At 65.7% G+C, this 21,480-nt stretch carries 12 protein-coding genes and 3 pseudogenes; 1 reads left to right on the plus strand and 14 read right to left on the minus strand.

All coding sequences use genetic code 11. The features are described from left to right. From AKN84_RS40465 to AKN84_RS40475, 3 genes are all read right to left on the minus strand, one after another. Positions 1–448: hypothetical protein (locus AKN84_RS40465; protein WP_128971600.1), on the minus strand; the 448-nt coding region annotated here is incomplete at its 3' end. 8 nt (positions 449–456) lie between these two features. Beyond that, the gene (locus tag AKN84_RS40470; RefSeq protein ID WP_050425948.1) at positions 457–2,058 is read right to left on the minus strand and encodes a GMC family oxidoreductase; all 1,602 of its coding nucleotides are present in this window, start codon (positions 2,056–2,058) and stop codon (positions 457–459) included. Between the two features lie 124 nt (positions 2,059–2,182). After that, positions 2,183–3,406 carry a cytochrome P450 gene (locus AKN84_RS40475; protein WP_050425949.1) on the minus strand — a complete coding sequence of 408 codons (1,224 nt, stop codon included), beginning with the start codon at positions 3,404–3,406 and terminating at the stop codon, positions 2,183–2,185. Positions 3,407–3,638: 232 nt separating this feature from the next. On the opposite strand from AKN84_RS40475, the gene AKN84_RS40480 reads away from it, so the two are divergent. Next, complete coding sequence (locus AKN84_RS40480) at positions 3,639–5,273, plus strand: flavin-containing monooxygenase (RefSeq protein ID WP_050425950.1); 1,635 nt, start codon at positions 3,639–3,641, stop codon at positions 5,271–5,273. A 220-nt stretch (positions 5,274–5,493) separates the two neighbouring features. On the opposite strand, the pseudogene AKN84_RS40485 reads toward AKN84_RS40480, so the two are convergent. From AKN84_RS40485 to AKN84_RS40535, 11 genes and pseudogenes are all read right to left on the minus strand, one after another. Then, a pseudogene (locus tag AKN84_RS40485) lies at positions 5,494–8,794 on the minus strand (carboxyl transferase domain-containing protein). 211 nt (positions 8,795–9,005) lie between these two features. Further along, a complete protein-coding gene (locus AKN84_RS40490) occupies positions 9,006–9,890 on the minus strand; it encodes an ABC transporter permease (protein WP_050425951.1) in 885 nt (294 codons plus the stop codon). After that, positions 9,887–10,843, minus strand: coding sequence for an ABC transporter permease (locus AKN84_RS40495; protein WP_050425953.1), 957 nt, complete (start codon positions 10,841–10,843; stop codon positions 9,887–9,889). Before AKN84_RS40495 ends, AKN84_RS40490 begins: the two co-directional genes overlap by 4 nt. Before the next feature lie 103 nt (positions 10,844–10,946). Beyond that, positions 10,947–12,494 (minus strand): ABC transporter substrate-binding protein, encoded by a 1,548-nt coding sequence (locus AKN84_RS40500; protein ID WP_050425954.1) that lies wholly within the window; start codon positions 12,492–12,494, stop codon positions 10,947–10,949. Between the two features lie 18 nt (positions 12,495–12,512). Continuing rightward, positions 12,513–13,513 (minus strand): annotated as a pseudogene (locus AKN84_RS40505) (ABC transporter ATP-binding protein). After that, positions 13,510–14,586, minus strand: coding sequence for an ABC transporter ATP-binding protein (locus AKN84_RS40510; protein ID WP_050425955.1), 1,077 nt, complete (start codon positions 14,584–14,586; stop codon positions 13,510–13,512). The pseudogene AKN84_RS40505 and the gene AKN84_RS40510 overlap by 4 nt, the downstream one beginning before the upstream one ends. Beyond that, on the minus strand, positions 14,586–17,009 hold the full coding sequence (locus AKN84_RS40515; RefSeq protein WP_050425956.1) for a CaiB/BaiF CoA transferase family protein: 2,424 nt from the start codon (positions 17,007–17,009) through the stop codon (positions 14,586–14,588). The genes AKN84_RS40510 and AKN84_RS40515 overlap by 1 nt, the downstream gene beginning before the upstream one ends. Before the next feature lie 174 nt (positions 17,010–17,183). Continuing rightward, complete coding sequence (locus AKN84_RS40520) at positions 17,184–18,620, minus strand: amidohydrolase family protein (RefSeq protein ID WP_244485748.1); 1,437 nt, start codon at positions 18,618–18,620, stop codon at positions 17,184–17,186. A gap of 106 nt (positions 18,621–18,726) precedes the next feature. Further along, positions 18,727–19,753 (minus strand): annotated as a pseudogene (locus AKN84_RS40525) (ABC transporter substrate-binding protein). 44 nt (positions 19,754–19,797) lie between these two features. Beyond that, entirely contained in the window at positions 19,798–20,574 is a 777-nt protein-coding gene (locus AKN84_RS40530; RefSeq protein ID WP_050425957.1) for an ABC transporter permease, read from the minus strand. A 2-nt stretch (positions 20,575–20,576) separates the two neighbouring features. Beyond that, a complete protein-coding gene (locus AKN84_RS40535) occupies positions 20,577–21,437 on the minus strand; it encodes an ABC transporter ATP-binding protein (protein ID WP_050425964.1) in 861 nt (286 codons plus the stop codon). Positions 21,438–21,480 lie beyond the last annotated feature (43 nt).

A 21,480-nucleotide genomic window follows, 5' to 3' on the forward strand; every position in this document is an offset into this window, starting at 1 on the left:
AGGTCGCCCGCCGCAGCGTGCCGCCGCGCGCCCGCACCGGATCGAGCAGCGACCAGTCGCCGTCCAGCAGCACGTGGCCCTTCGGGAAAGGCGCGCGCAGCTCGAGCCCGAGCGAGCGCAGCACGCGGTCATCGCGGTAGTAGCATTGCAGCACCACGCGGACGAGCGTCGCCGCGGCAGCGCCGCCACGCGCGCGAAACTCCTGCGCCACCGCATCGCGCCTGGCCTCGTCGAGCTCTGCGAGCGGCCTGCCGGCGAGATCAGCCAGATGATCAAGCGCCTGCGCGACCAGCGCGGTGTCGCGGCCGAGCGTCGCCAGCATGTCGGCCTGGATCGCCGGGTCGTCCGCGCCCGGCACCTTGTACTCTGCACTTTCGGGAACGATCATCGCGGCGACGGTGCGGAGATTGGCGCGCTGGGCTGCGGTCAGTTGTTTTGCATCGGACATGGACAGTCTCAATCGAACAGATTGGCGAGACGCTGCTTCATCTGGTCGGCGATGTAGAGCGCGAGGGCCTGGATGGTAGAGGTCGGGTTCACGCCGCCCGAGGTGACGAAGATGCTGCCGTCGACGATGAACAGGTTCTTCACGTCATGCGAGCGGCCCCATTCGTTGACCACGGAGCGCGAAGGGTCCGTGCCCATCCGCGCGGTGCCGAGCAGATGCCAGCCGCCCCACGGGATCGGATCGTTGATGCAGATGTCGGTGGCGCCGGCCGCATCGAGAACCTCCCGGCCGCGCGCCAGCGCATGGTCCATCATCTTCCGGCTGTTGGCTGAGATCGTGTAGTCGATCTTCGGCGCGGGAATGCCGTGGCTGTCCTTCAGCACGGGATCGAGCGTGACGCGGTTATGCTCCTCGGGCAGATCCTCGCAGATCGCCGACACCGCGAGGCGATGACCGTTGAGCTTGCGGAACACGCGGTGATGATCCCTGCCCCAGGGCAGGATGCCCTTCTGCTCGCTCGCGACCGCCTCGAACACCGGCCCGGCGCCGCGACCGAACTGGATGCCGTAGCCGCGGACGAAGCCGCGCGACAGATCGGTGTCGTAGAACTCCTTGCTCCACAGGCAGGTCGGCGGCGCGCGATTGGAGTCTGTCGGCTCCTTCACGAAGCCGTAGATCTGCGCGTAGGGGTGGAACATCAGGTTCTTGCCGACCAGGCCGGACGAATTGGCGAGGCCATTCGGGAATTTTCCCGACACCGAGTTGAGCAGCAGCCGCGGCGTGCCGACGCCGTTACAGGCGATGATGACGACCTCGGCCGGCTGGAATTGCTCGACGCCGTCCTTGTCGTAGTACACGACGCCGGAGGCCATGCCCTGCTCGTTGGTCAGGATCTCGCGCACCCGGCAGTGGGTTTTCAGCTCGACACCGGCGCGGATCGCATGCGGCCAGTAGGTGATGTCGGTCGAGGCCTTGGCGCCCTGTGCGCAGGCCGGCGTGCAATGGCCGAGATTGATGCAGCGCGCCCTGCCCTCGTAATCCATCGTCGCGACTGTGGTGTCCGACGGCCACCAGTGCCAGCCGAGCTTGTTCAAGGCGTTGCCGAGCAGCGGGCCTGACAGCCCGAGCGGCTGCGGCGGCATCGGCGGATGCGACAGCGGCGACAGCGGATCGCCCGACAGGCCCGAGACGCCCATCATGCGATCGTTCTCCTCGAAGAACGGGGTGAGCGCGTCGTAATCGATCGGCCAGTCGTCGGCGACGCCGTCGAGCGTCTTCACCTTGAAATCGGACGGATGCAGCCGCGGCCAGTGCGCGGTGTACATCACGGTCGAGCCGCCGACCGCGTTGAAGTTGACGACCTTGATCGGTGAGTTGTCGTCATTGATCGGATAGTCCTCGGGCCGCTTGCGAACGTTGGGGCTGGTCGCCCACTCGCCGTAGAATTTCGCCTCCCAGTCGCGCCCGGTGCTCGGATATTCGGCAGGATTCATCCAGCCGCCCTGATCGAGGCAGAGGATATGCATCTTGGTATTGGCGAGGCTCCAGGCCACCGCGGCGCCGGAGGCGCCGGCGCCGATGATCAGGACGTCAACGGGATCGTTCTTCATTCTTGTTTCCTGGTAGCTCTCTTTCGTCATTGCGAGGAGCGGAGCGACGAAGCAATCCACGCTTCCGCGCATGACGCACGATGGATTGCTTCGCTTCGCTCGCAACGACGGCTGGTGATGCGGCTCAATTCACGATTCTCACCGGCAAGCTTCGTATACCGCGGATGAAATTGGAATAGAGCCTTTGCGGCGGGCCCATCAGCTCAAAACGCAGATCACGCGCCAGAACCTCCTCCCAGAGGATGCGGAGTTGCTGCTCGGCCAGGCGATCGCCGACGCAGCGGTGGATGCCGGCGCCGAAGGCGAGATGCTGGCGCGGCTTGGCGCGGTCGATGATGAATTCGTCGGCGCGCTCGATCTTGTCCTCGTCGCGGTTGCCGGAGATGTACCACATCACGACCTTGTCGCCCTGTTTGATCTGCCGGCCGACGAGCTCGACATCGTTGCGCGCGGTGCGGCGCATGTGCAGCACCGGCGTGTGGTAACGGATGGTCTCGGACACCAGGTTCGGGATCAGCTCAGGCCTTCCGCGGACCAGCTCGAACTGCTCGGGGTTCTCGCACAGCGCCATCAGCCCGGCCGACATCGAATTACGCGTGGTGTCGTTGCCGCCGACGATCAGGAGCCCGATCGTGCCGATGAACTCGCGCGCATCCAGATTCCGCGTCGCTGGCGAATGCGCCAGCATCGAGATCAAATCGAAGGTCGGCGCCGCGTCGACCCGCGCGTCCCAGAGCTTGCGGAAATACTCTCCCATCTTGATCAGCTCGGTGGTGCGTTCCGCCTCCGAATGCACCACCGCGTCAGGGGACTCGACGTTGGCGATCGCCACATCCGACCACCAGGTCAGCTTGGCGCGGTCTTCCGAGGGAAAATCGAACAGCGTCGCCAGCATCATGTTGGTGAGATCGACCGAGACCCGCTCGGCCCAGTCGAAGGTCTCATTGCGCGGCAGCGCGTCGAGCACGGTGGCCGTGCGCTTACGGATCAAGGCGTCGAAATTGGCGAGGTTCGACGGCGCCACGATCGGTGCCACCGTGCGGCGCTGCGCGGTATGGCCGGGCGGGTCCATGCGGATGAAGCTCGGCCGCTCCAGCCCCTTCGGCTGGTCAGCGACCTGGATACCGCCGAGCTCGGAGGCCGAGGAATAATTCTGGTGGTCGAGCTCGACCGCGAAGATGTCGTCGTAGCGCGTCACCGACCAATACGGGCCGTAAGGTGAAGCCTCGCAATAATGCACGGGATCGTCGCGGCGGAGCTGTGCGAACAGCGGCCGCCAGGTGTCGTCCTGATAGAGCCGGGGGTTGCTGACGTCTGACGACGTCGGCCTGCGCAGCGCCTCTCCCATCGCCTCACTCCCGCTGGTTCCGTCGCCGCTTGCCGGGCGATCGCCTTGTCGCCCCGACGATAGCGGGTATCCCGCGGCCGAGTAAAGCCGCGGAACGGACAGTCCGCCGCGCGGAATGCGCGCAGGCGGGCAGCCCCCGGCAAATCGCGATGGCAGCCCCGCGCTTCGATGTTTGTCGGTGGCAGCGAGACCGGCTAGCCTTGCCGGCAATCAACCCAGGGAGCGACGACAGGTGGCCGCATCGCGCCAGGACAACAGCCCCGAGACCTCTGCGCTGGATTACGACGTCATCATCATCGGCGCCGGCCTGTCCGGCATGTACCAGCTCTACCGGCTGCGCGAACTCGGCCTCACCGCGCGCGTGTTCGAGGCCGGCACCGGCGTCGGCGGCACCTGGTACTGGAACCGCTATCCCGGCGCGCGCTTCGATTCCGAAAGCTATTCCTACGGCTACTCGTTTTCGAAGGAGCTGCTGGAGGAATGGGAATGGTCGGAGCATTTTGCCGGCCAGCCCGAAACCCTGCGCTACTGCAATTACGTCGCCGACAAGTTCGACCTCCGCCGCGACATCCAGTTCGAGAGCCGCGTCACATCGGCGATCTACCAGGACGAGACGCGGAGCTGGCAGATCACGCTGGAAAGCGGCGCGCAGCATAGCTGCCGCTTCCTGATCACTGCGATCGGCCCCTTGTCGACGCCGACCCTGCCTCGCGTCGAGGGCCGCGACGATTTCAAGGGGCAATCGTTTCACACCGCGCGCTGGCCGAAGGAGAGCGTGGATTTCACCGGCAAGCGCGTCGCCGTGATCGGCACCGGTGCGACCGGCATCCAGACCATTCAGACCATTGCCGGCGAGGTCGGCCACCTCACCGTGTTCCAGCGCACCGCCAACTGGGCAGCGCCGCTGCACAACGGCAAGATCGATGCGGAGACGCAAGGCAAGATCAAGGCCGGCTATCCCGAGATCTTCGCGCGCTGCAAGGAGACCTTCGCCTGCTTCGTGCATACGCCCGATCCGCGCGGCGCGTTCGAGGTCAGCGAGCAAGAGCGCGAAGCGTTCTACGAGAAGCTCTATGGCGAGCGCGGCTTCGGCATCTGGCAGGGCAATTTCAAGGATATCCTGATCGATCGCGCGGCGAATGCCACGATCAGCGATTTCGTCGCGCGCAAGATCCGCGAGCGCGTGAAGAACCAGGCGGTGGCCGAGAAGCTGATCCCGAAGAACCACGGTTTTGGCACACGGCGGCTGCCGCTCGAAACCTTCTATTACGAGGTCTACAACCGCGACAATGTCGACCTCGTCGACATCAAGGAGACGCCGATCGAGCGGATCACGCCCGAGGGCATCCGGACCACCGAGAAGGACTACGCCTTCGACATCATCATCTACGCCACCGGCTTCGACGCCATCACCGGCAGCTTCGACAAGATCGATGTTCGCGGCGCGCGCGGTGCGCGGTTGAGGGAGAAATGGACGCACGGGCCGGAAACCTATCTCGGGCTGATGGTCGACGGCTTCCCCAACATGATGATGCTGATGGGCCCGCACACCGCGCTCGGCAACATCCCGCGCAGCATCGAATACAGCGTGGATTGGGTCACCGGCCTGCTCCGCTTCGCCAAAGAGAAGGGCCTGACCTTCCTCGACGCCACGCCCGAGGGCACCGCCGGCTGGACCGATCACGTCAAGGCACTCGGCGTCGGCTTGCTGTCCAACGAGGTCGATTCCTGGATGACCGGCATCAACCGCAACGTCGAGGGCAAGCAGACCCGCATCGTTGCCCGCTACAGCGGCAGCGCGCCGGCCTATCGTGCGCGGTGCGACGCGGTGGCGGCGGAGGGGTATGCGGAGTTGCGGTTGGGTTAGTGCGGTCGTTCAGGCCTGACGCTGTCAGTGATGCGAGGCGCTCGCCCCACTCACCGCCGTCGTCCTGGCGAAAGCCAGGACCCATAACCACCGCGTTCGGTGATGAACGGGACAGCGGCCCCAGCGCCGAACAACAATCTACATTTGGGGTAATGGGTCCTGGCCTTCGCCAGGACGACATCGAATTTAGACGACATCGAATTTACATATCCGGTTCACATCACCACGCATCAATGCACGGGCGCTTGCGGTGCGTCCGCGGCTCTACCTTCGGCACCGAGCGGAGGCCCGCCATGATCCAGTGCCGCGTGTCGGCAGGATCGATCACCTCGTCGATCTCGAGCACCGAGGCGATCGAGACCGCCTTGCCGTTGGCGTAGAGCTCGGCCACCTTGGTCTGGAAGTACCTCTCGCGCTCGACGGGATCGGCGATCGCTTCCATCTCCTTGCGGAAGCCGAGGCGGACATAGCCTTCGAGGCCCATGCCGCCGAACTCGCCGGTCGGCCACGCCACCGTGAAGAACGACGCATGGAAGCCGCCGCCGATCATCGACTGTGCGCCGAGACCATAGCCCTTGCGCAGCACGATGCCGAACAGCGGCACCGTGATGCTGGCGCCGGTGACGAACATCCGCGCGACGTGGCGCACGATCGCGGTCTTCTCGGCCTCGGGGCCGACCATGAAGCCCGGCGTGTCGCACAGCGAGACGATCGGGATGTCGAAGGCATCGCACAGCTGCATGAAGCGCGCGGCCTTGTCGCCGGCGGGCGCGTCGATCGCGCCGCCGAGATGCTTCGGATTGTTGGCGATCAGGCCGAACGGCTTGCCTTCGATGCGGATGAAAGCGGTGATCATGCCGACGCCGAAATCGCGCCGGATCTCAAGCACCGAGCCCTCGTCGGCGATCAGGTCGATCACGTTGCGGATGTCGTAGACCCGCAGGCGATTTTCCGGAATCGCGCGGCGCAGCAGCCGCTGGTCCGGCGCCTTCCAATCGGCCACCGCGCCCTGGAAGTAGGACAGGTATTTCTGCGCCACCGTGGTCGCTTCTTCCTCGTTCTCGACCAGGATGTCGATCACGCCGTTTGGCGACTGGAACGAGACTGGGCCGACCTCGGCCGGATGGTAGACACCGAGCCCGCCGCCCTCGATCATCGCCGGGCCGCCCATGCCGATCGAGGCATTCCTGGTGGCGATGATGACGTCGCAGACGCCGAGCATCGCGGCGTTGCCGGCGAAGCAATAGCCTGAGACCACACCGACCACCGGCACGAGCCCCGAGAGCTTGGCGAACTGCACGAAGGACGGCCCGTCGAGGCCGGTCATGCCGAGCCGGTCGGTATCGCCGGGACGGCCGCCGCCGCCTTCGGCGTAGAACACCAGCGGCATGCGCCACTGCTCGGCGAGGCCGAGCATGCGGTCGATCTTCTTGTGGTTCATGTGGCCCTGCGTGCCGGCGAGCACGGTGTAGTCGTAGGAGATCACCATGCAGCGCGCGCCGTCGGCGCCGAAATTCCGTGCGTTGACGGTGGCGACACCCGCGATCAGACCGTCCGCCGGCGTGTTCTTGATCAGGTCCTCGACCTTGCGGCGGCGGCGCTGCGCTGCGATCGCAAGCGAGCCGTATTCGACGAACGAGCCTTCATCGACCAGTTGCGCGATGTTCTCGCGCGCGGTGCGCTGGTTGGTCTTGCGGCGGCGCTCGACCGAAGCCGGACGATTCTCGTCCAGCGTGATCGCCTTGCGCGCGATCAGCTCGGCGAGGTCTGGGCGGATGTGATCGAGATCGATCGCGGCCTCTTCCGCCGCGGTATGGCCATCGACCTCGGCGGGCTCCAGGAACAGGATCGGCTCGCCATGCATCAGGGTGACGCCGATGCCGCCCGCAATCCTTGTCACCCGGCCGCCACCCGGCGCGGTGACGAGATGCTCCATCTTCATCGATTCCAGCACTGCGATCTGCTGGCCGGGACGGACCAGATCGCCCTCCGCGACCTCGATCGCCACGATCGTGCCCTGTAGCGGCGCCGCTACCGGAAGCGATCCTTCCGGCGCCGCTTCGGCGACCACGGCCTTGGTCGCGGCCGCCTCGCTCACCTCGAGCAGCGGCGCAGCATGCGCATTCGCGGCGCCGACCAGCGCCACCACGTGGGTATCGATGAAATTGGTGCTGATCTTGTTCCGGCCGAAGCTCTGATGCGCCAGGATTGCGCCGAGCAACGGGATGTTGGTGGCGACGCCGCCGATGCGGAATTCGCGCAGGGTGCGCGATGCCTTGTGCACCACGTCGGTCCATTTCGGGCTCGGCGAATGCACGATGACTTTTGCCAGCAGCGAGTCGAAGGCGGCGCTGGTCCGGTAGCCGGAATAGCCGAACGTATCGACGCGGACGCCGGGGCCGGACGGCAGGTCGAACACGCTGAGCGTGCCGCCGGTCGGTTTCGTCAGCCCCTTCTCGTCCATCACCTCCATGTTGACGCGCAGCTGCATCGCATAACCGCGCGGCAGCGGCACGGAGCTTGCGCCAGCCCGAGCGAGGCCAGCGTGGCGCCGGCGGCGACCGCGAGCTGCGACCGCACGAGGTCGATGCCGAGCACGGCTTCGGTGACAGTGTGCTCGACCTGGAGCCGCGGATTGGCCTCGATGAAGGCGAAGGCGCCCTCGCCTTCACCGGCTTCGTCATCGACCAGGAATTCGAAGGTGCCGAGGTTGTCGTAGCGCGCGGCGGTCGCGAGTTGCTTTGCCGCCTCGATGATGCGCGCGCGCAGGGCCTCGCTCAGCGACGGGCTCGGCGCCACCTCGATGAGCTTCTGGTTGCGACGCTGAATGGTGCATTCGCGCTCCCAGAGATGGCTGATCGCGCCATGGCGGTCGCCGATGATCTGAACTTCGATATGGCGGGCCTTGCGGATCAGCCGCTCGACATAAACAGCATCGTTGCCGAACGCCGCCTTGGCCTCGGACTGGCAGCGCGCATAGGCCTCGTCGAGCTTGGCCGCGTCCTCGACCACCCGCATGCCACGCCCGCCGCCGCCGGCGATCGCCTTGATCATCACGGCGGCATTGGCGCCGAGCGAGGCGAAGAAGGCTTTTGTCTCCTCAAGCGACGTTGCGCCCGAGGTGCCGGCGATGATCGGCACGCCGCATTTTTTCGCCAGCGCCTTCGCTTTGGCCTTGTCGCCGAACAGGTCGAGCGCCTCCGGCGACGGGCCGACGAAGACGATCTTCTCCTCGGCACAGCGCCGCGCGAGCTGAGTGTTCTCGCTGAGGAAGCCGTAGCCCGGATGCAGCGCATCGCAGCCCGCTGCCTTGGCCACCGTGATGATAGCCTCGATGTCGAGATACGCCCGGGCGCGTGGCCGGGGATCTCGCGCGCCTCGTCGGCGGAGCGGACATGCAGCGAGGCCGCATCGTCGGCGGGATAGATCGCGACCGTGGCGAGGCCGCTGTCGGCCGCGGCGCGGGCAATCCGGATCGCGATCTCACCGCGGTTGGCAATCAGCAGTTTCTTGAAGGACATGATGGTTCCGTGAGTTTGCCTACCTCGCCCCGCTTGCGGGGAGAGGTCGAACGCCGAAGCGAAGCGTAGGCTTCGGGATGAGGGGGAGTCTCCACAAGTGAGCTCGCGGAGAGTCCCCCTCACCCGAAATTCGCGCTGCGCGCCAATTTCGACCTCTCCCCGCAAGCGGGGCGAGGTGAAGAGAGCGCACGCGGCCAGGGGAGAGCATGCTCTAGCGATCCTTCATGGTCGGATCGAGCACGACACGCAAGGACTCCCCGAGCGCGTTGAACGCCAGGGAGACGACGAGAATGGCAAGGCCCGGCGCATACATCTGCTCCGGGGCGATCTCCATATATTGATAGGCGCGCGCCAGCATGGCGCCCCAGCTCGGGTCCGGCGGCTGGATGCCGAGGCCGAGGAACGACAGGCTGGCTTCGGCCAAAAGCGCGGCCGCGAGCAACAGCGTTACCTGCACGATGACCGGCTGCAGCGTGTTCGGCAGCACGTGGCGCCAGAGGATGTGCCAGGTCGGCGCGCCAAAGCCCCTGGACGCATCGACATAGAGCTCCTGCCGCACGATCAGGGTGCGGGCGCGGACGATGCGCGCCAGCGCCGGAAACATCGTGATGCCGATCGCGATCATGCCGTTGGTGAGCCCGATGCCGAGCGCGCCGGTGACCGCGATCGCCAGCACGATGGCGGGGAATGACAGGAAGGTATCGATGATGCGGCTGACGATGTCGTCGATCCGGCCGCCGAAATAGCCCGCGATCAGGCCGACCGGTAGCCCGATCAGCACCGCGACGCCGACCGCGAGCAGGCTGGCATAGACGGTGGCCGGCGCGCCGTAGATCAGGCGCGAGAAGACATCGCGGCCGAGATCGTCGGTGCCGAGCAGATGCGCAGGTCCCGGCGGCACCAGCATGTTGTTGACGTCCTGCGCAGTCGGCGCATAGGGCGCGATCCAGGGCGCGCCGATTGCGACGACAACAAGCACCAGCAGCACCAGGATCGACAGCGCGGCACGGAGATCGCCGGCAAGCCAGCGCAGCAAACGCCGCAGCCGGGTCGGCCTGGCCGGCACCTTCAGTGGGGCGAGCGCCGTGTCGGTCATTGCTCGATCCTCGGGTCGACCGCGGCACACAAGAGATCGGTGATCAGATTGACCGCGATCACGACCACCACCATGGTGAAGACGACGCCCTGCACGATCGGGAAATCGCGCTGGATCGCGCCGCGCACGATCAGGCTGCCGAGGCCGGGAATGGCGAACACCGCCTCGATCACGACAGTCGCCGCCAGCATGCGGTTCACCAGCAGGCTGATGATCGTCAGCAGATTGACGCCGACATTCTTCAGGCCGTGCTGCCAGAGGATGCGGGACATCGACAGGCCCTTGGCGTGCAGGGTGCGGACATATTGCGACGACAGCACCTCCAGCAACGCGCCGCGGAGCTGGCGCGCCACCTCGGCCATGCCGTAGGCCGCGATCGCGATCCCCGGCAGCAGCGCATGCCTGAGCGCATCGATCGGCGAGACGCTGAAGGATTTCGCGCCGGTCGCCGGCAGCCAGTTCAGCTTCAGCGAGAACTCCGCCACCAAAATCATCGCCAGCCAGAAGCCCGGCACCGCGACGCCGAGCGAAGCGATCATGCTGATCAGCTTGTCGATCCAGCCGTTCGGCTTGATCGCGGCGATCACGCCCATCGGAATGCCGGTGACCAGCGCCAGCACCAGCGCGATCACGACGATCAGCAGCGTGTTCGGGAAGGCGCGCCCGATGGAATCCGCGACCTTCTCGCCGGTCAGCAGCGATTGCGAGAGATCGCCCTGCACGACATGGCCGAGCCAGGCGCCGTATTGCACCAGGAACGGCCGGTCGAGGCCGTAGAGCTGCCTGATCTCGGTGATCCGCGCGTCGGTGGCATTGTCGCCCGCCAAGGTCACAGCGATGTCACCGGGCACCAGCTTGAGCAACGCGAACACCATGAAGGTCGCGAGCAGGATCACGGGCAGCGCCTGCACCAGGCGGCTGCCGATGACCTTGACCGGTGACCGTCGCGCCATGGCTAAAGCACGATGAGATTATGACGGACCATCATCGTGCTTTAGCTCCTTTTTTTGAGCATGATCATTCTCGGAAAACCGCTTCGCACTTTTCCGGATCATGCTAACCCTCCAGCCAGACGTCGTCGTATTTCGGCTTGCCGAGCAGGTTCGGGCGATAGCCCTGCACCTTCTTATTCATCGCGACCAGCTCGAACTGGAACGCCAGCGGCACCACGAAGGCATTCTCCATCACCAGCCGCTGCACGGTTGAGAACGCCTTGCGCCTAACCTCGATATCTTCTGACGCGCGTGACTCCTTGATCGCGGCCTCGAGCTCCGGAGGCACCGGTGCGCGGCCGCCATTGTAATAGGCGTCCTTGGTGAACATCAGCGAATAGGTGAGGCTCGGGTCGGGCCGTCCGGTCCAGGCCGAGAGCAACCCGGCTCCCTTCTTCTCCGCACCGAAGAATGCAGCAGAGGCTTCCGCGACCGTGCCGTTGGCGAACTTCACGTTGATACCGGCCTTGCGCAGCTGCTCGATCAAGATCTCCTCGCGCTGCACCGAATCCTGATCGGTGTAGCCGCCGATCTCGATCGGGGTGCCTTCCTTGAAGCCGGCCTCGGCGAGCAGCTTGCGCGCCTTGTCGGGATCGTAAGGATAGAGTTTTGCGACCTCGGCATCATAGGCCCAGTGCGACTTCGGCAGGTTCATGTAGGCCGGCTCGGCGAGGCCGGCGAGCGCGCCCTTGACGAAGGACTCGCGATCGATCGCGAAGTTCAGCGCCTGGCGGACCTTGATGTTGTCGAACGGCGGCCTCGACCAGTTCAGGAAGATCTGGAACACGTAGAGCGTCGGGCCGTGCACCACCTTGACGCTCGAGGCACGCTCGATGATCGCCTTCTGCCGCGGCGGCAGCTGATAGATCAGGTCGTTCTGGCCCGCCGAAACCGAGCGCGCGCCGGTGGTGAGTTCGGGAATGATCGAGAATTCGATGCCGTCCGGATACGGCCGGTCCGGCTTCCAGTATTTCGCGTTGCGCTTGACCACGATCTTTTCGCCGTCGGCCCAGCTCACGAACGCATAGGCGCCGGCGCCGACCGGCTTGCGGGTCACGACGCCGCCCTCCGCCGCCTTCAGCGCCGTCGGCGACACCATCATGCCGGCACGATCGGAGAGGATGCCGGGCAGCGCGGTATCCGGCGTCTTCAGCTTCAGCGTGACTTGCTGCGGACCGGTGACCTCGACGGAGGCGACCGAGAGCAGATCGGCCTTGATGTTCGACTTCGCATCGCCCCGGTTGCGATCGAGGTTGAACTTGACGGCCTCGGCATCGAGCGGCGTGCCGTCATGGAAGCTGACACCTGAGCGGATGTTGAGCACCAGCGTGGTCGGATCGGTGAACTTCCAGCTCTCGGCAAGCCCCGGCTTCGGCTTCAACGTGTCGAATTCCCATTCGGTCAACGTGTCGTACATCGTGAACAGGAAGGCGTGGTCGGAGCCGGCGCCGCCGGTTGCGGGATCGAGGCTCGACGGGTTGGCGGGCGCCGAGATCCGCAAAGTGCCGCCCTTCTTCGGCGCGCCTTGTGCGAACGCGCGGCCGCCGAGCGTGGTGCTTGCCAATGCACCGGAGATCAGCGCCATGGCCTCGCGTCGTGTCGTCATTGTCATGGCGTCTCTCCAGCACTCTCAATTGGGCGAAAAATTCGGGCGGTCGGCGAAATGGCAGGCCACCCAGTGATCGGGCTTCAGCTCGCGCCACTCCGGCACACGTTCGGTGCAGAGCGGCTGCGCGTGCGGGCAGCGGGTGCGGAAGCGGCAGCCTGTGGGCGGATCGATCGGGCTCGGCACCTCGCCCTGCAGCACGATGCGGCTTTCCTGCCGCATCGACGACGGCAGCGGCCGCGGCTCGGCCGACAGCAGCGCGATGGTGTAGGGATGCAGCGGACGCTCCGCGACCTCCTCGGTGGGCCCGAGCTCGACGAACTGGCCGAGATACATCACCGCGACGCGCTCGCTGATATGCGAGACCACGGCAAGGTCGTGGGTGATGAAGACATAGGTCAGGCCGAGATCGCGCTGCAGATCGGCAAACAAATTGAGCACGTCGCCGCGGATCGACATGTCGAGCGCGGCCACCACCTCGTCGCAGAGATCAGCTTGGGCTTGAGCGTCAACGCGCGGGCGATCACGACGCGCTGCTTCTGGCCGCCGGAGAGCTGGTGCGGATAGCGCTCGCCGAACTCCTGCGGCAGCCCGACCCGCTCCAGCGCCTCCCTCGCCTGCCGCTCGCGCGCGGCGCGGTCGCCGATACGGGCGAGCTCCAGCGGCTCGAGGACCGAGGCCAGGATGGTCATGCGCGGGTTCAGCGCGGCGTTCGGATCCTGGAAGATGATCTGATAGTCGCGGCGATGGTTCTGGAATTCCCTACGCGGCAGCGTTAGCGGATCGATGCCGCCATGCAGGATAGCGCCGGCGCTGGGGTTGAGCAGGAACACCAGCGCACGGCCGATCGTGGTCTTGCCCGAACCGGACTCGCCGATGATGCCGAACGTCTCGCCGCGGCGGACGTCGAAATTGACGCCGTCGACCGCCTTTACGGTGGCGCGGCGGTCCGAGGTCTGGAAGCGGACCTGGAGGTCACGCACCGAGACGATGGGCTCGCGGCGCTGTCCTGAGGCTGCGGTCATTGCGTCGCGACCTTCGCAGCGGCCGGCGCATCTGGCGGATGCAGCGCGCCCGGCAGATTGAGCTCGGCAAAGCGATGGCAGCGCACTCTTCTGCCGCCACCGGCGTCCTGCAATTTCTGCTCGGCCTCGCAGCCCTTTGCGGCGTGCGTGCAGCGGGCGCGGAAGCGGCAGCCGGCCGGCATCTCGGCGATCGACGGCACCCTTCCCGGGATCGACGGCAGCCGGCCGTGGCGCGGACTCAAATGCGGCAGCGAGCGTAAGAGTCCCGACGTATAGGGATGCAGCGGCCGCACCAGCGCCTCGTCGACGGAAGCGTCCTCAATCACCTCTCCGGCATACATCGTGATCATCCGCGTGCAGGTCTCGGCGACGACGCCGAGATCGTGGGTGATCAGCATCAGCGCAGTCTTCGAGGTCTCGCTGATGTCGCGCAGCAGCTCGAGGATCTGCGCCTGCACGGTGACGTCGAGCGCGGTGGTCGGCTCGTCCGCGATCAGGAGCTGCGGGCCGCAGATCAGGCTCGCCGCGATCATCACGCGCTGGCGCATGCCGCCGGACAATTGGTGCGGATAATCGTCGATCCGACGTTCCGGCGAGGCGATGCCGACGCGGCGGAGCATCTCCAGCGTCTTGGCGCGCGCTTCCTCCTGGCCGATATCGCTGTGAACGCGCAGCGTCTCCGCGATCTGGTGGCCGACGGTGAAGACCGGATCGAGCGCGCTCATCGGCTCCTGGAAGATCATCGCGATCCGCTTGCCCCGGATCGCGCGCATCTGCCGCGCACTGCAGGAGGCGAGATCGACGCCGTCGAACAGGATATTGCCATCGAGGCCGGCAAAATTGCCCGGCAACAGCCGCAGGATCGACAGGCCGGTGATGGTCTTGCCGCAGCCGCTCTCGCCGACGATGCCGACGCGTTCGCCGGGCGCGATGTCGAAGTCGATCCGGCGCGTCGCCTGCCAGATGCCCTGCGAGGTCTTGAACCGGATGCCGAGCCCGCGCACGGAGAGCAGCGGCCGCGTGCCGTCGCGCGCCCCCTCCGCCCTGCGCTGTGCCGGTGGCCCTGCTCCCATCAGCCCGCCGCCCGCTTCTTTTCTTTCACCAGCTGCTCCTCCATCAGCATCTCAGTGCCGATAATGCCCTCACAGGTGAGCTCCTCGAGCTCGGCATCGGAGAGGCCGAGCATGCCGGACAGGATCTCGCGATTGTGCTCGCCGAGCGTCGGCGGCACCGAGCGGATCGCGAATGGCGCATCGCCTTCGCGGAACGGCATCGACGGCTGCGGATGTTTGCCGATGAAGGCGCGGTCGACCTGCTGGATAAAGCCGCGGGCATGGAGCTGCGGATCGTCAAGGAGATCGATCGGCAGCCGCGCCACGCCGGAGGCAACACCAGCGGATTGCAGCGCGGCCATCGCCGCGTCGGCATCGCGCGCCGAAGTCCAGGCCGTGATCGCAGCCTCGATCTCGGCCTCGATGGCGCGGCGGCCCGCGGCCGTCTTGAGCGTCTCGTCCGACGCCCAATCGTCGCGGCCGAGCATCCGCGCAAGTTTGGGCCACATCGCGTCGTCAGACACCGCGACCACGATCCAGTTGTCGTCGCCGTCGCAGCGAAAGCAGCCATGCGGCACGAAATCCGGATGGCGGTTGCCGTATTTCGCCGGCGGCTTGCCACTGGTCGAATGCGCGACGATCCAGGGGGCAGCGAACGGCATCATGCACTCGATCTGGGCGAGGTCGATGAATTGGCCCTGCCCCGTGAGCTTCGCATGGATCAGCGCGGTCAGTACCGCAACAGCGCCGTTGAGGCCGCCGACGGCATCACCGAACGCGGTATGGCTCATCACTGGAGGTCCGCCGGGATCGCCGACCACGCTCGGCAGGCCGGAGCCCTGCTCCAGCGTCGAGCCATAGGCGCGGCAGTCGCGATGCACGCTGCCGGCGCCGAATGCCGACATCGACATCATCACCAGCTTGGGATTGATCTTGCTCAGCACGTCATAGCCGAGCCCGAGTTTCGGTAGCACCTCGACCGAGTAGTTGTCGACCACGAGGTCGGCATCGGCGAGCAGGCGCTTTGCAAGTGCAAGCCCCTTCGGCCGGGTCAGGTCGAGCGTGATGCCGCGCTTGTTGCGGTTCATGATGCAGTAGCGCACCGACTTCTCGTACATCTGCTCCAGCACATAGGCCGGCCGGCGATCGACGCCGCGCCACCAGTCCGGATACTGGGTCGCCTCGATCTTGATGACGTCGGCGCCGAGATCGGCGAGCGTGCGGGTGCAGATCGGCCCGGCCCAGCCCATCGAGAAGTCGACGACGCGGATACCTTCGAGCGGCAAGCGGTTGGTTGCAGCCGGCTTCGGCATCGGCGCACGCGGCACGGCCGCTCGCGCGGCCTGCTGCTCGCCGATATCAGGCACGCGGCCACCGCGCAGCGGCGGCGTTGTCGTCAGCCGCTGCATCGTACCGGCGCTAAATCCGGTCTCGTCGCCGACCGCAATCGGCACGATGGCGCCGCGGGCGCGCTTCTCTTCATCGGCAATGAGGTCCGATACCTCCGGCACCGGCACGATCGGGATCTTGCGCTTGAGGCCCTCAGCGAACCATTCCTGCGCGGTGCGCTGCTTCAGCTTCGGCAGGATCTTGGCTTCGATCTCGGCGACATGGCGCAGCCGGTCGACGCCCATGACCAGCGTCGGATCGTCGCGCAGATCGTTCAGCCCGAGCATCTCGCAGAACGCGCGCCACTGCGCCGGGGTCACCGTGGTGACGCCGAGCCAGCCTTGCTTGGTCTCGTAGATGCCGACCGGAAAGGTCGGCCAGAACCGGTTGACGCCGATCCGCCGCATGATGTCGCCGCGCTGGAACGCCTCGAACATGATGTATTCGGTGACGGCGATGCTGGCTTCGAACAGGCTGAGATGGCTGGTGCGCCCGCGCCCATCCTGCATGCGGCCGAGCGTTGACGATGCCGCCGCGATGAAGCCCCACAGCCCGCCCAGGATTCCGGTCTGGAAATCCGGCGCGTGCATCGGCGGCCCCTGCTCGGGTCCGACCAGCTTCACGAGGCCGGTCAGTGCGCGGATCGTGGAGTCCGTTGCCGCGAAATCGGCATAGGGACCGCGATCGCCGAACCAGGCGAGGTCGAGATGGATCAGGCCGGGATTGTCGCGCTTGATCGCGGCGAGATCGACATCGGGACAATCGGCCGCAGCGATGCCGCGCCCATCGAGTAGGATGTCGCAGCCGGCGATCAGCTCGCGCAGTCGCGGCGCAGCGCTCTTATCGAGAACGACACTCGATTTGTTGAAATTGAGAAACGCAAACCATGCGCTGTGCCCTTGCGGCGTCAGCGGCGCGGTGCGGCGAAGCGGATCGCCCTCGGGCGGCTCGACCTTCTGCACATCGGCGCCGAAATCGGCGAACAGCCGTGCGCAATAGCTCGTCGCCGCAGCACTTCCGATCTCGACAATCCGCAGATGCGACAACGCGCCCATCAGGCTTCCTCACCAACAACATGACCAGCCGGCGACAGCGGCTGATTCAGTTTTCTTGTTGGGTGAACTTGAAGCCGCGCCGACTGTGTGATGCAAGTGGAATTTTCTTCCGCTTGACGGAATTAGTGAAGTTTGACCGCGGGTGGCGCTTCGCGCGAAACGACGATTGTGCAGCTAATTGCAGGTGAGCTGCGCTTCGAACCAATGTTGCAGCGAGCTCGAAATTCGCGGCCATGCGTGCAAGACATGCGCGTATGTGGCCGCGCTCGCGCGATGGATGCCGCGCAGTTCCTGCTCGATGGCAGGAAGATCAACACCGAGACACCGGCCGGCCTTTGCGACGGTGCGACCATCGACCACAAGCTCTGATATAAGCGACGCATTGCCGCGTGCGAACAACAGGTCGAGCGGATCGGTATCGAGAATCTGATCGCGCTCGAGGCGATCGAGATCGATGCTGACGAAATCGGCCGGCGCACCAACAGCAAGCTCGCCCGTTCCCGGCGCGCCGGTCGCGCGTCGGCCATTGCGGATCGCGAGCGCGAAGAACTCCTGCGGGGTCCACGTGCGCGCAAAGCCGAGCCCGCCGTGCATCATCTGCACCAGCCGCATCTCGCGCAGCACGTCGTCGTCTTCATCGAGCGCGAGACCATCGACGCCGACCGCGATCGCGCAACCGCAAGCGTGTGCCGCCGCGATCGGCGCGAGCCCCGAGCGCAAATGCAGGTTCGACGAGAAATTGGTCACGACGCGCGCGCCTGACGCGGCGATCATCTCGATCTCGTCGGGCCGGGCGTGGATGCAATGGGCGAGCGTCAGCCGCTCCGAGAGCAAGCCGATGTCGCGGAGATAGCGGACGATGCCGCCGGGAAAATGCGCATCCGCCCAGGCGCGCTGATAGATGGTCTCGAGCAGGTGCATGTGGATACGGCGGCCGGTCTGCGCGGAATTCTCCGCGACCGCCTCCAGCAGCGGCTTTGAGCACCACTGCACGCCGGCCGGCCCGAGCTGCACATCGACCTTCGGCCCGCCGATCGCCTCGGCGATCGCATCGGTCAGCTCGATATAGGCTTTCGGCGACATCGGGGCGCGGACGAACAACTGCTCGATCGCCCTGCGATCGTCACCGGCGAGGCTTGAGAGCACCGGTTCGCTGTCGCCATAGACGATCGGGTTCTGGTCGCGCACCGCGATCGCAAACGCGATGCGGATGCCGACATCGTGGGCGGCGCGGCCGACCGCCCTGACCTCGTCGAGCAATGGCATGGTGCCGCTCGGGCGAGTGTAGTGCACCATCATCGCCGCGCAGCCGGCCTGCGCTGCGCGAGCAAACGCCGAGGCTGCGGTGAGATACGGGTCGACCGGCGTGCTCACCACCGTGCGCAGGAGCCAGCTCTCCAGGGGCATGCCGACCGCGCCGAACGCAGATGCCCTCGGGCGAGCATGGTCGTGGGCGTTGACGAAAGCGGGAAGGATGAGAGAGCGCGGGCTCGTCGTTGGAGCCGCGGCGTCGGAGATATCGGTGATGACGCCGCTGTCGTGACGGAGCACGACGTCGTCGCGGAGACCGCGATCAGGATTGGAAAACAGGCGGGTTGCCGTGACGTCCATCGCAACGTCCTCCGCCGTCATTGCGAGGAGCGAAGCGACGAAGCAATCCATCTATCCCCATGCCGAGGAATGGATTGCTTCGCTTCGCTCGCAATGACGAGAATAGTCAGTTCGCAGTATACACCAGCTCCCGCTCCGCGCGCGGCGGCAGGAACTCGCGGGAGAACACCTCAGTGGGCGTCGGCGTGCGGGCCAGCTGGTAGCCTTCGACGATGAAGCCGATGGCGCGGGTCATGCGGTCGTCCTTGACGTCGCCGATGCCGATCTCCTTCATCTCCGGCGAGACGATCAGCTTCTCGAAGGAATATTGCAGCCGGCGCTTCTCGACGTCGACATTGATCAGGTTGTCATAGTTCAGCGCGGCCTTCATGGCGGCGTTCTGGTCCTTGGCGACCGCGATCGCGCCCTTGTTGATGGCACGCACCAGGCCGGCCACCGCCTTCGGATTCGACGCGATCAGCTTGCGCGACACCATCACGCCGTTGGAATAGAGATCGAGCCCGTAATCGCCGAACGAGAACCATTTGAAGTCCTCGTCGGGATCCTGGCGGTTCAGCACCCGATTGAAATAGCTCGTGATGTTGAACACCAGCGCGGCGTCGATGTCGCCCTTGATCAGCATCGGCTCCTGCAGGTTCGGCGCCATGTTGGAGATCTTGATCTTCTCGCCGTCGAGCCCGTTCTTGTGCACGAACACCGGCAGCAGCCGCGTGGTCGGCGTGCCCTGCGCGCCGCCGAGCGTGTGGCCTTCGAAATCCTTGATTGTCTTGATGCCGCTCGAATTCTTGGCGACGATCGCGAACGGCGGCTGGTTCCACATCATGTAGACCATGACAGGCGCATCCTGCGGCTTGGTCGCGGCATTCTGGATGATCGCGTTGACGTCGCCGAAGCCGGCGTCATAGGCGCCCGACATGATCCGCGTGACCGTCGCGCCCGAGCCCTCGCCCTGGTCGATCACGACGTTGAGGCCCTTCCTCTTTGAAATAGCCATTGTCCTTGGCGTAGAAGAACGCGGCGTCCGAGCCCTGCGTCTTCCAGCCCAGCGTGAACTTGATGGTGGTGTCCTCGGCGGATGCGGGACCCGCGACCAAGGCCAATCCCAACAGCGCGGCGCTTACTCTTCTCAGCATCGAGATCTCCTTAAGCTTCATTGCTTGACGGTTGACGACGTCTCTCAGGTGGCGATGACATTGTCCTTGCGCGTCGCCCAACCCGTCACCTGGCCCTCGATCAGCGAGAACAGGACGTAGAGCGCGACCCCGAGACCGGCGAGCACGAACAGGCCGGCGAACACCAGCGGCACGTTGAAATTGGACGATGCGGTCATCATCACGTTGCCGATGCCGCGGTTCGAGGCGACGGTCTCCGACAGCACCGCGCCGACGAAGGCGTAGGAGACCGCGACCTTCAGCGAGGCAAAGAAGAACGGCATCGTCCTGGGCAGCCCGACATTCCAGAGGATGTCGAACTTGCTGGCGCCGAGCGCCTTCAGCACGTCCTCGAGCTCGGGCTCGGTGGTGGCAAGGCCGGTTGCTATGTTGACGACGATCGGGAAGAAGCAGATCGACAGCGAGGTCAGCACCGCCGGCACGGTGCCGGAGCCGAACCACAGCACGAAGATCGGCACCACCGCGACCTTCGGGATCGACGAGAAGCCGACCAGCAGCGGATAGCAGGTGTCGTAAGCGGTCTTTGACACACCGATGACAGCGCCGAGCGCGACGCCCAAGGCCACGCCGAGCACGAAGCCGATCATCGTGGTGACCAGTGTCTGCACGATATGCGGCCAGAGGATCGGGAATTTCTCGAACAGCGTGACGAATATCTGCGACGGCCGCGGCAGCACGAGATCCGACATCCCCGTCATCAGGCAGAACAGCTCCCAGGCGACGAAGAACAGCACGATGAGGGCCGCGGACCAGGCTTTCTGCCTGATATCTGATACGGACATGGTCAGGCTCCCTCGCGCGCAGCGGTGCGCGCATCGACGATGAAGGCGCGGAGCTTCTGGTTGAGCGCCACGAAGTCAGGCTCGAACGTCATCGCCACGGTGCGCGGGCGGGCGAAATCGACACGGGAGTCGTCGAGGATGCGGCCGGGCCGCGCGCTCATCACGCAGATGCGGCTGGCGAGGAAGCCGGCCTCGCGCAGATCGTGGGTGACCAGCAGCACGGTCGGCTTGTGGGTCATCCACAGCGCTTGCAGGATTCCCCACAGCTCCTCGCGGGTGAACTGGTCGAGCGCGCCGAACGGCTCGTCGAGCAGCAGCATGCGCGGCTCATGGATCAGGGCGCGGCACAGATTGGCACGCTGGAGCATGCCGCCGGAGAGCTGCCAGGGATAGCGGCCGCCAAACCCCTTCAATCCGACCTGCTCAAGCAACGCATTGGCCTTGTCGCGGAACTCGGTCTTGCGCAACCTGCGAAACTGCGAGCGGAACGGCTCGACGATCTTCAGCGGCAGCATGATGTTCTTTTCGATCGTCATCCACGGCAGCATGGTCGGGTTCTGGAACGCCATGCCGACCCGCATCGCACGCGCCGCGACCTCGCGGCCGCCGACGATGACGACGCCGGTGGTCGGCCGCGCCAGGCCCGAGACCAGCCGCAGGATGGTGGACTTGCCGCAGCCGGACGGGCCGACCAGCGCCACGAACTCGTCGTCGGCGATCCGCAGCGTGGTTGTCGACAGAGCCGGCACGGCGCGGGCGCCGCGGCCGAAGGTGACGGAGGCTTCCGACAGCTCGATCGCGGTCGGCGCGGATCCGGCAGCCATCGGCTCGCCGGCAAATTGGGAGTTTGGTTGTATGCGCATCACAAGCAAAGTGCATGCAAGCTGGATGCCAGCGGCCCGACCG

Origin of the sequence: Bradyrhizobium tropiciagri, from assembly GCF_001189845.1 — a bacterium.
Classification (GTDB): domain Bacteria; phylum Pseudomonadota; class Alphaproteobacteria; order Rhizobiales; family Xanthobacteraceae; genus Bradyrhizobium; species Bradyrhizobium tropiciagri.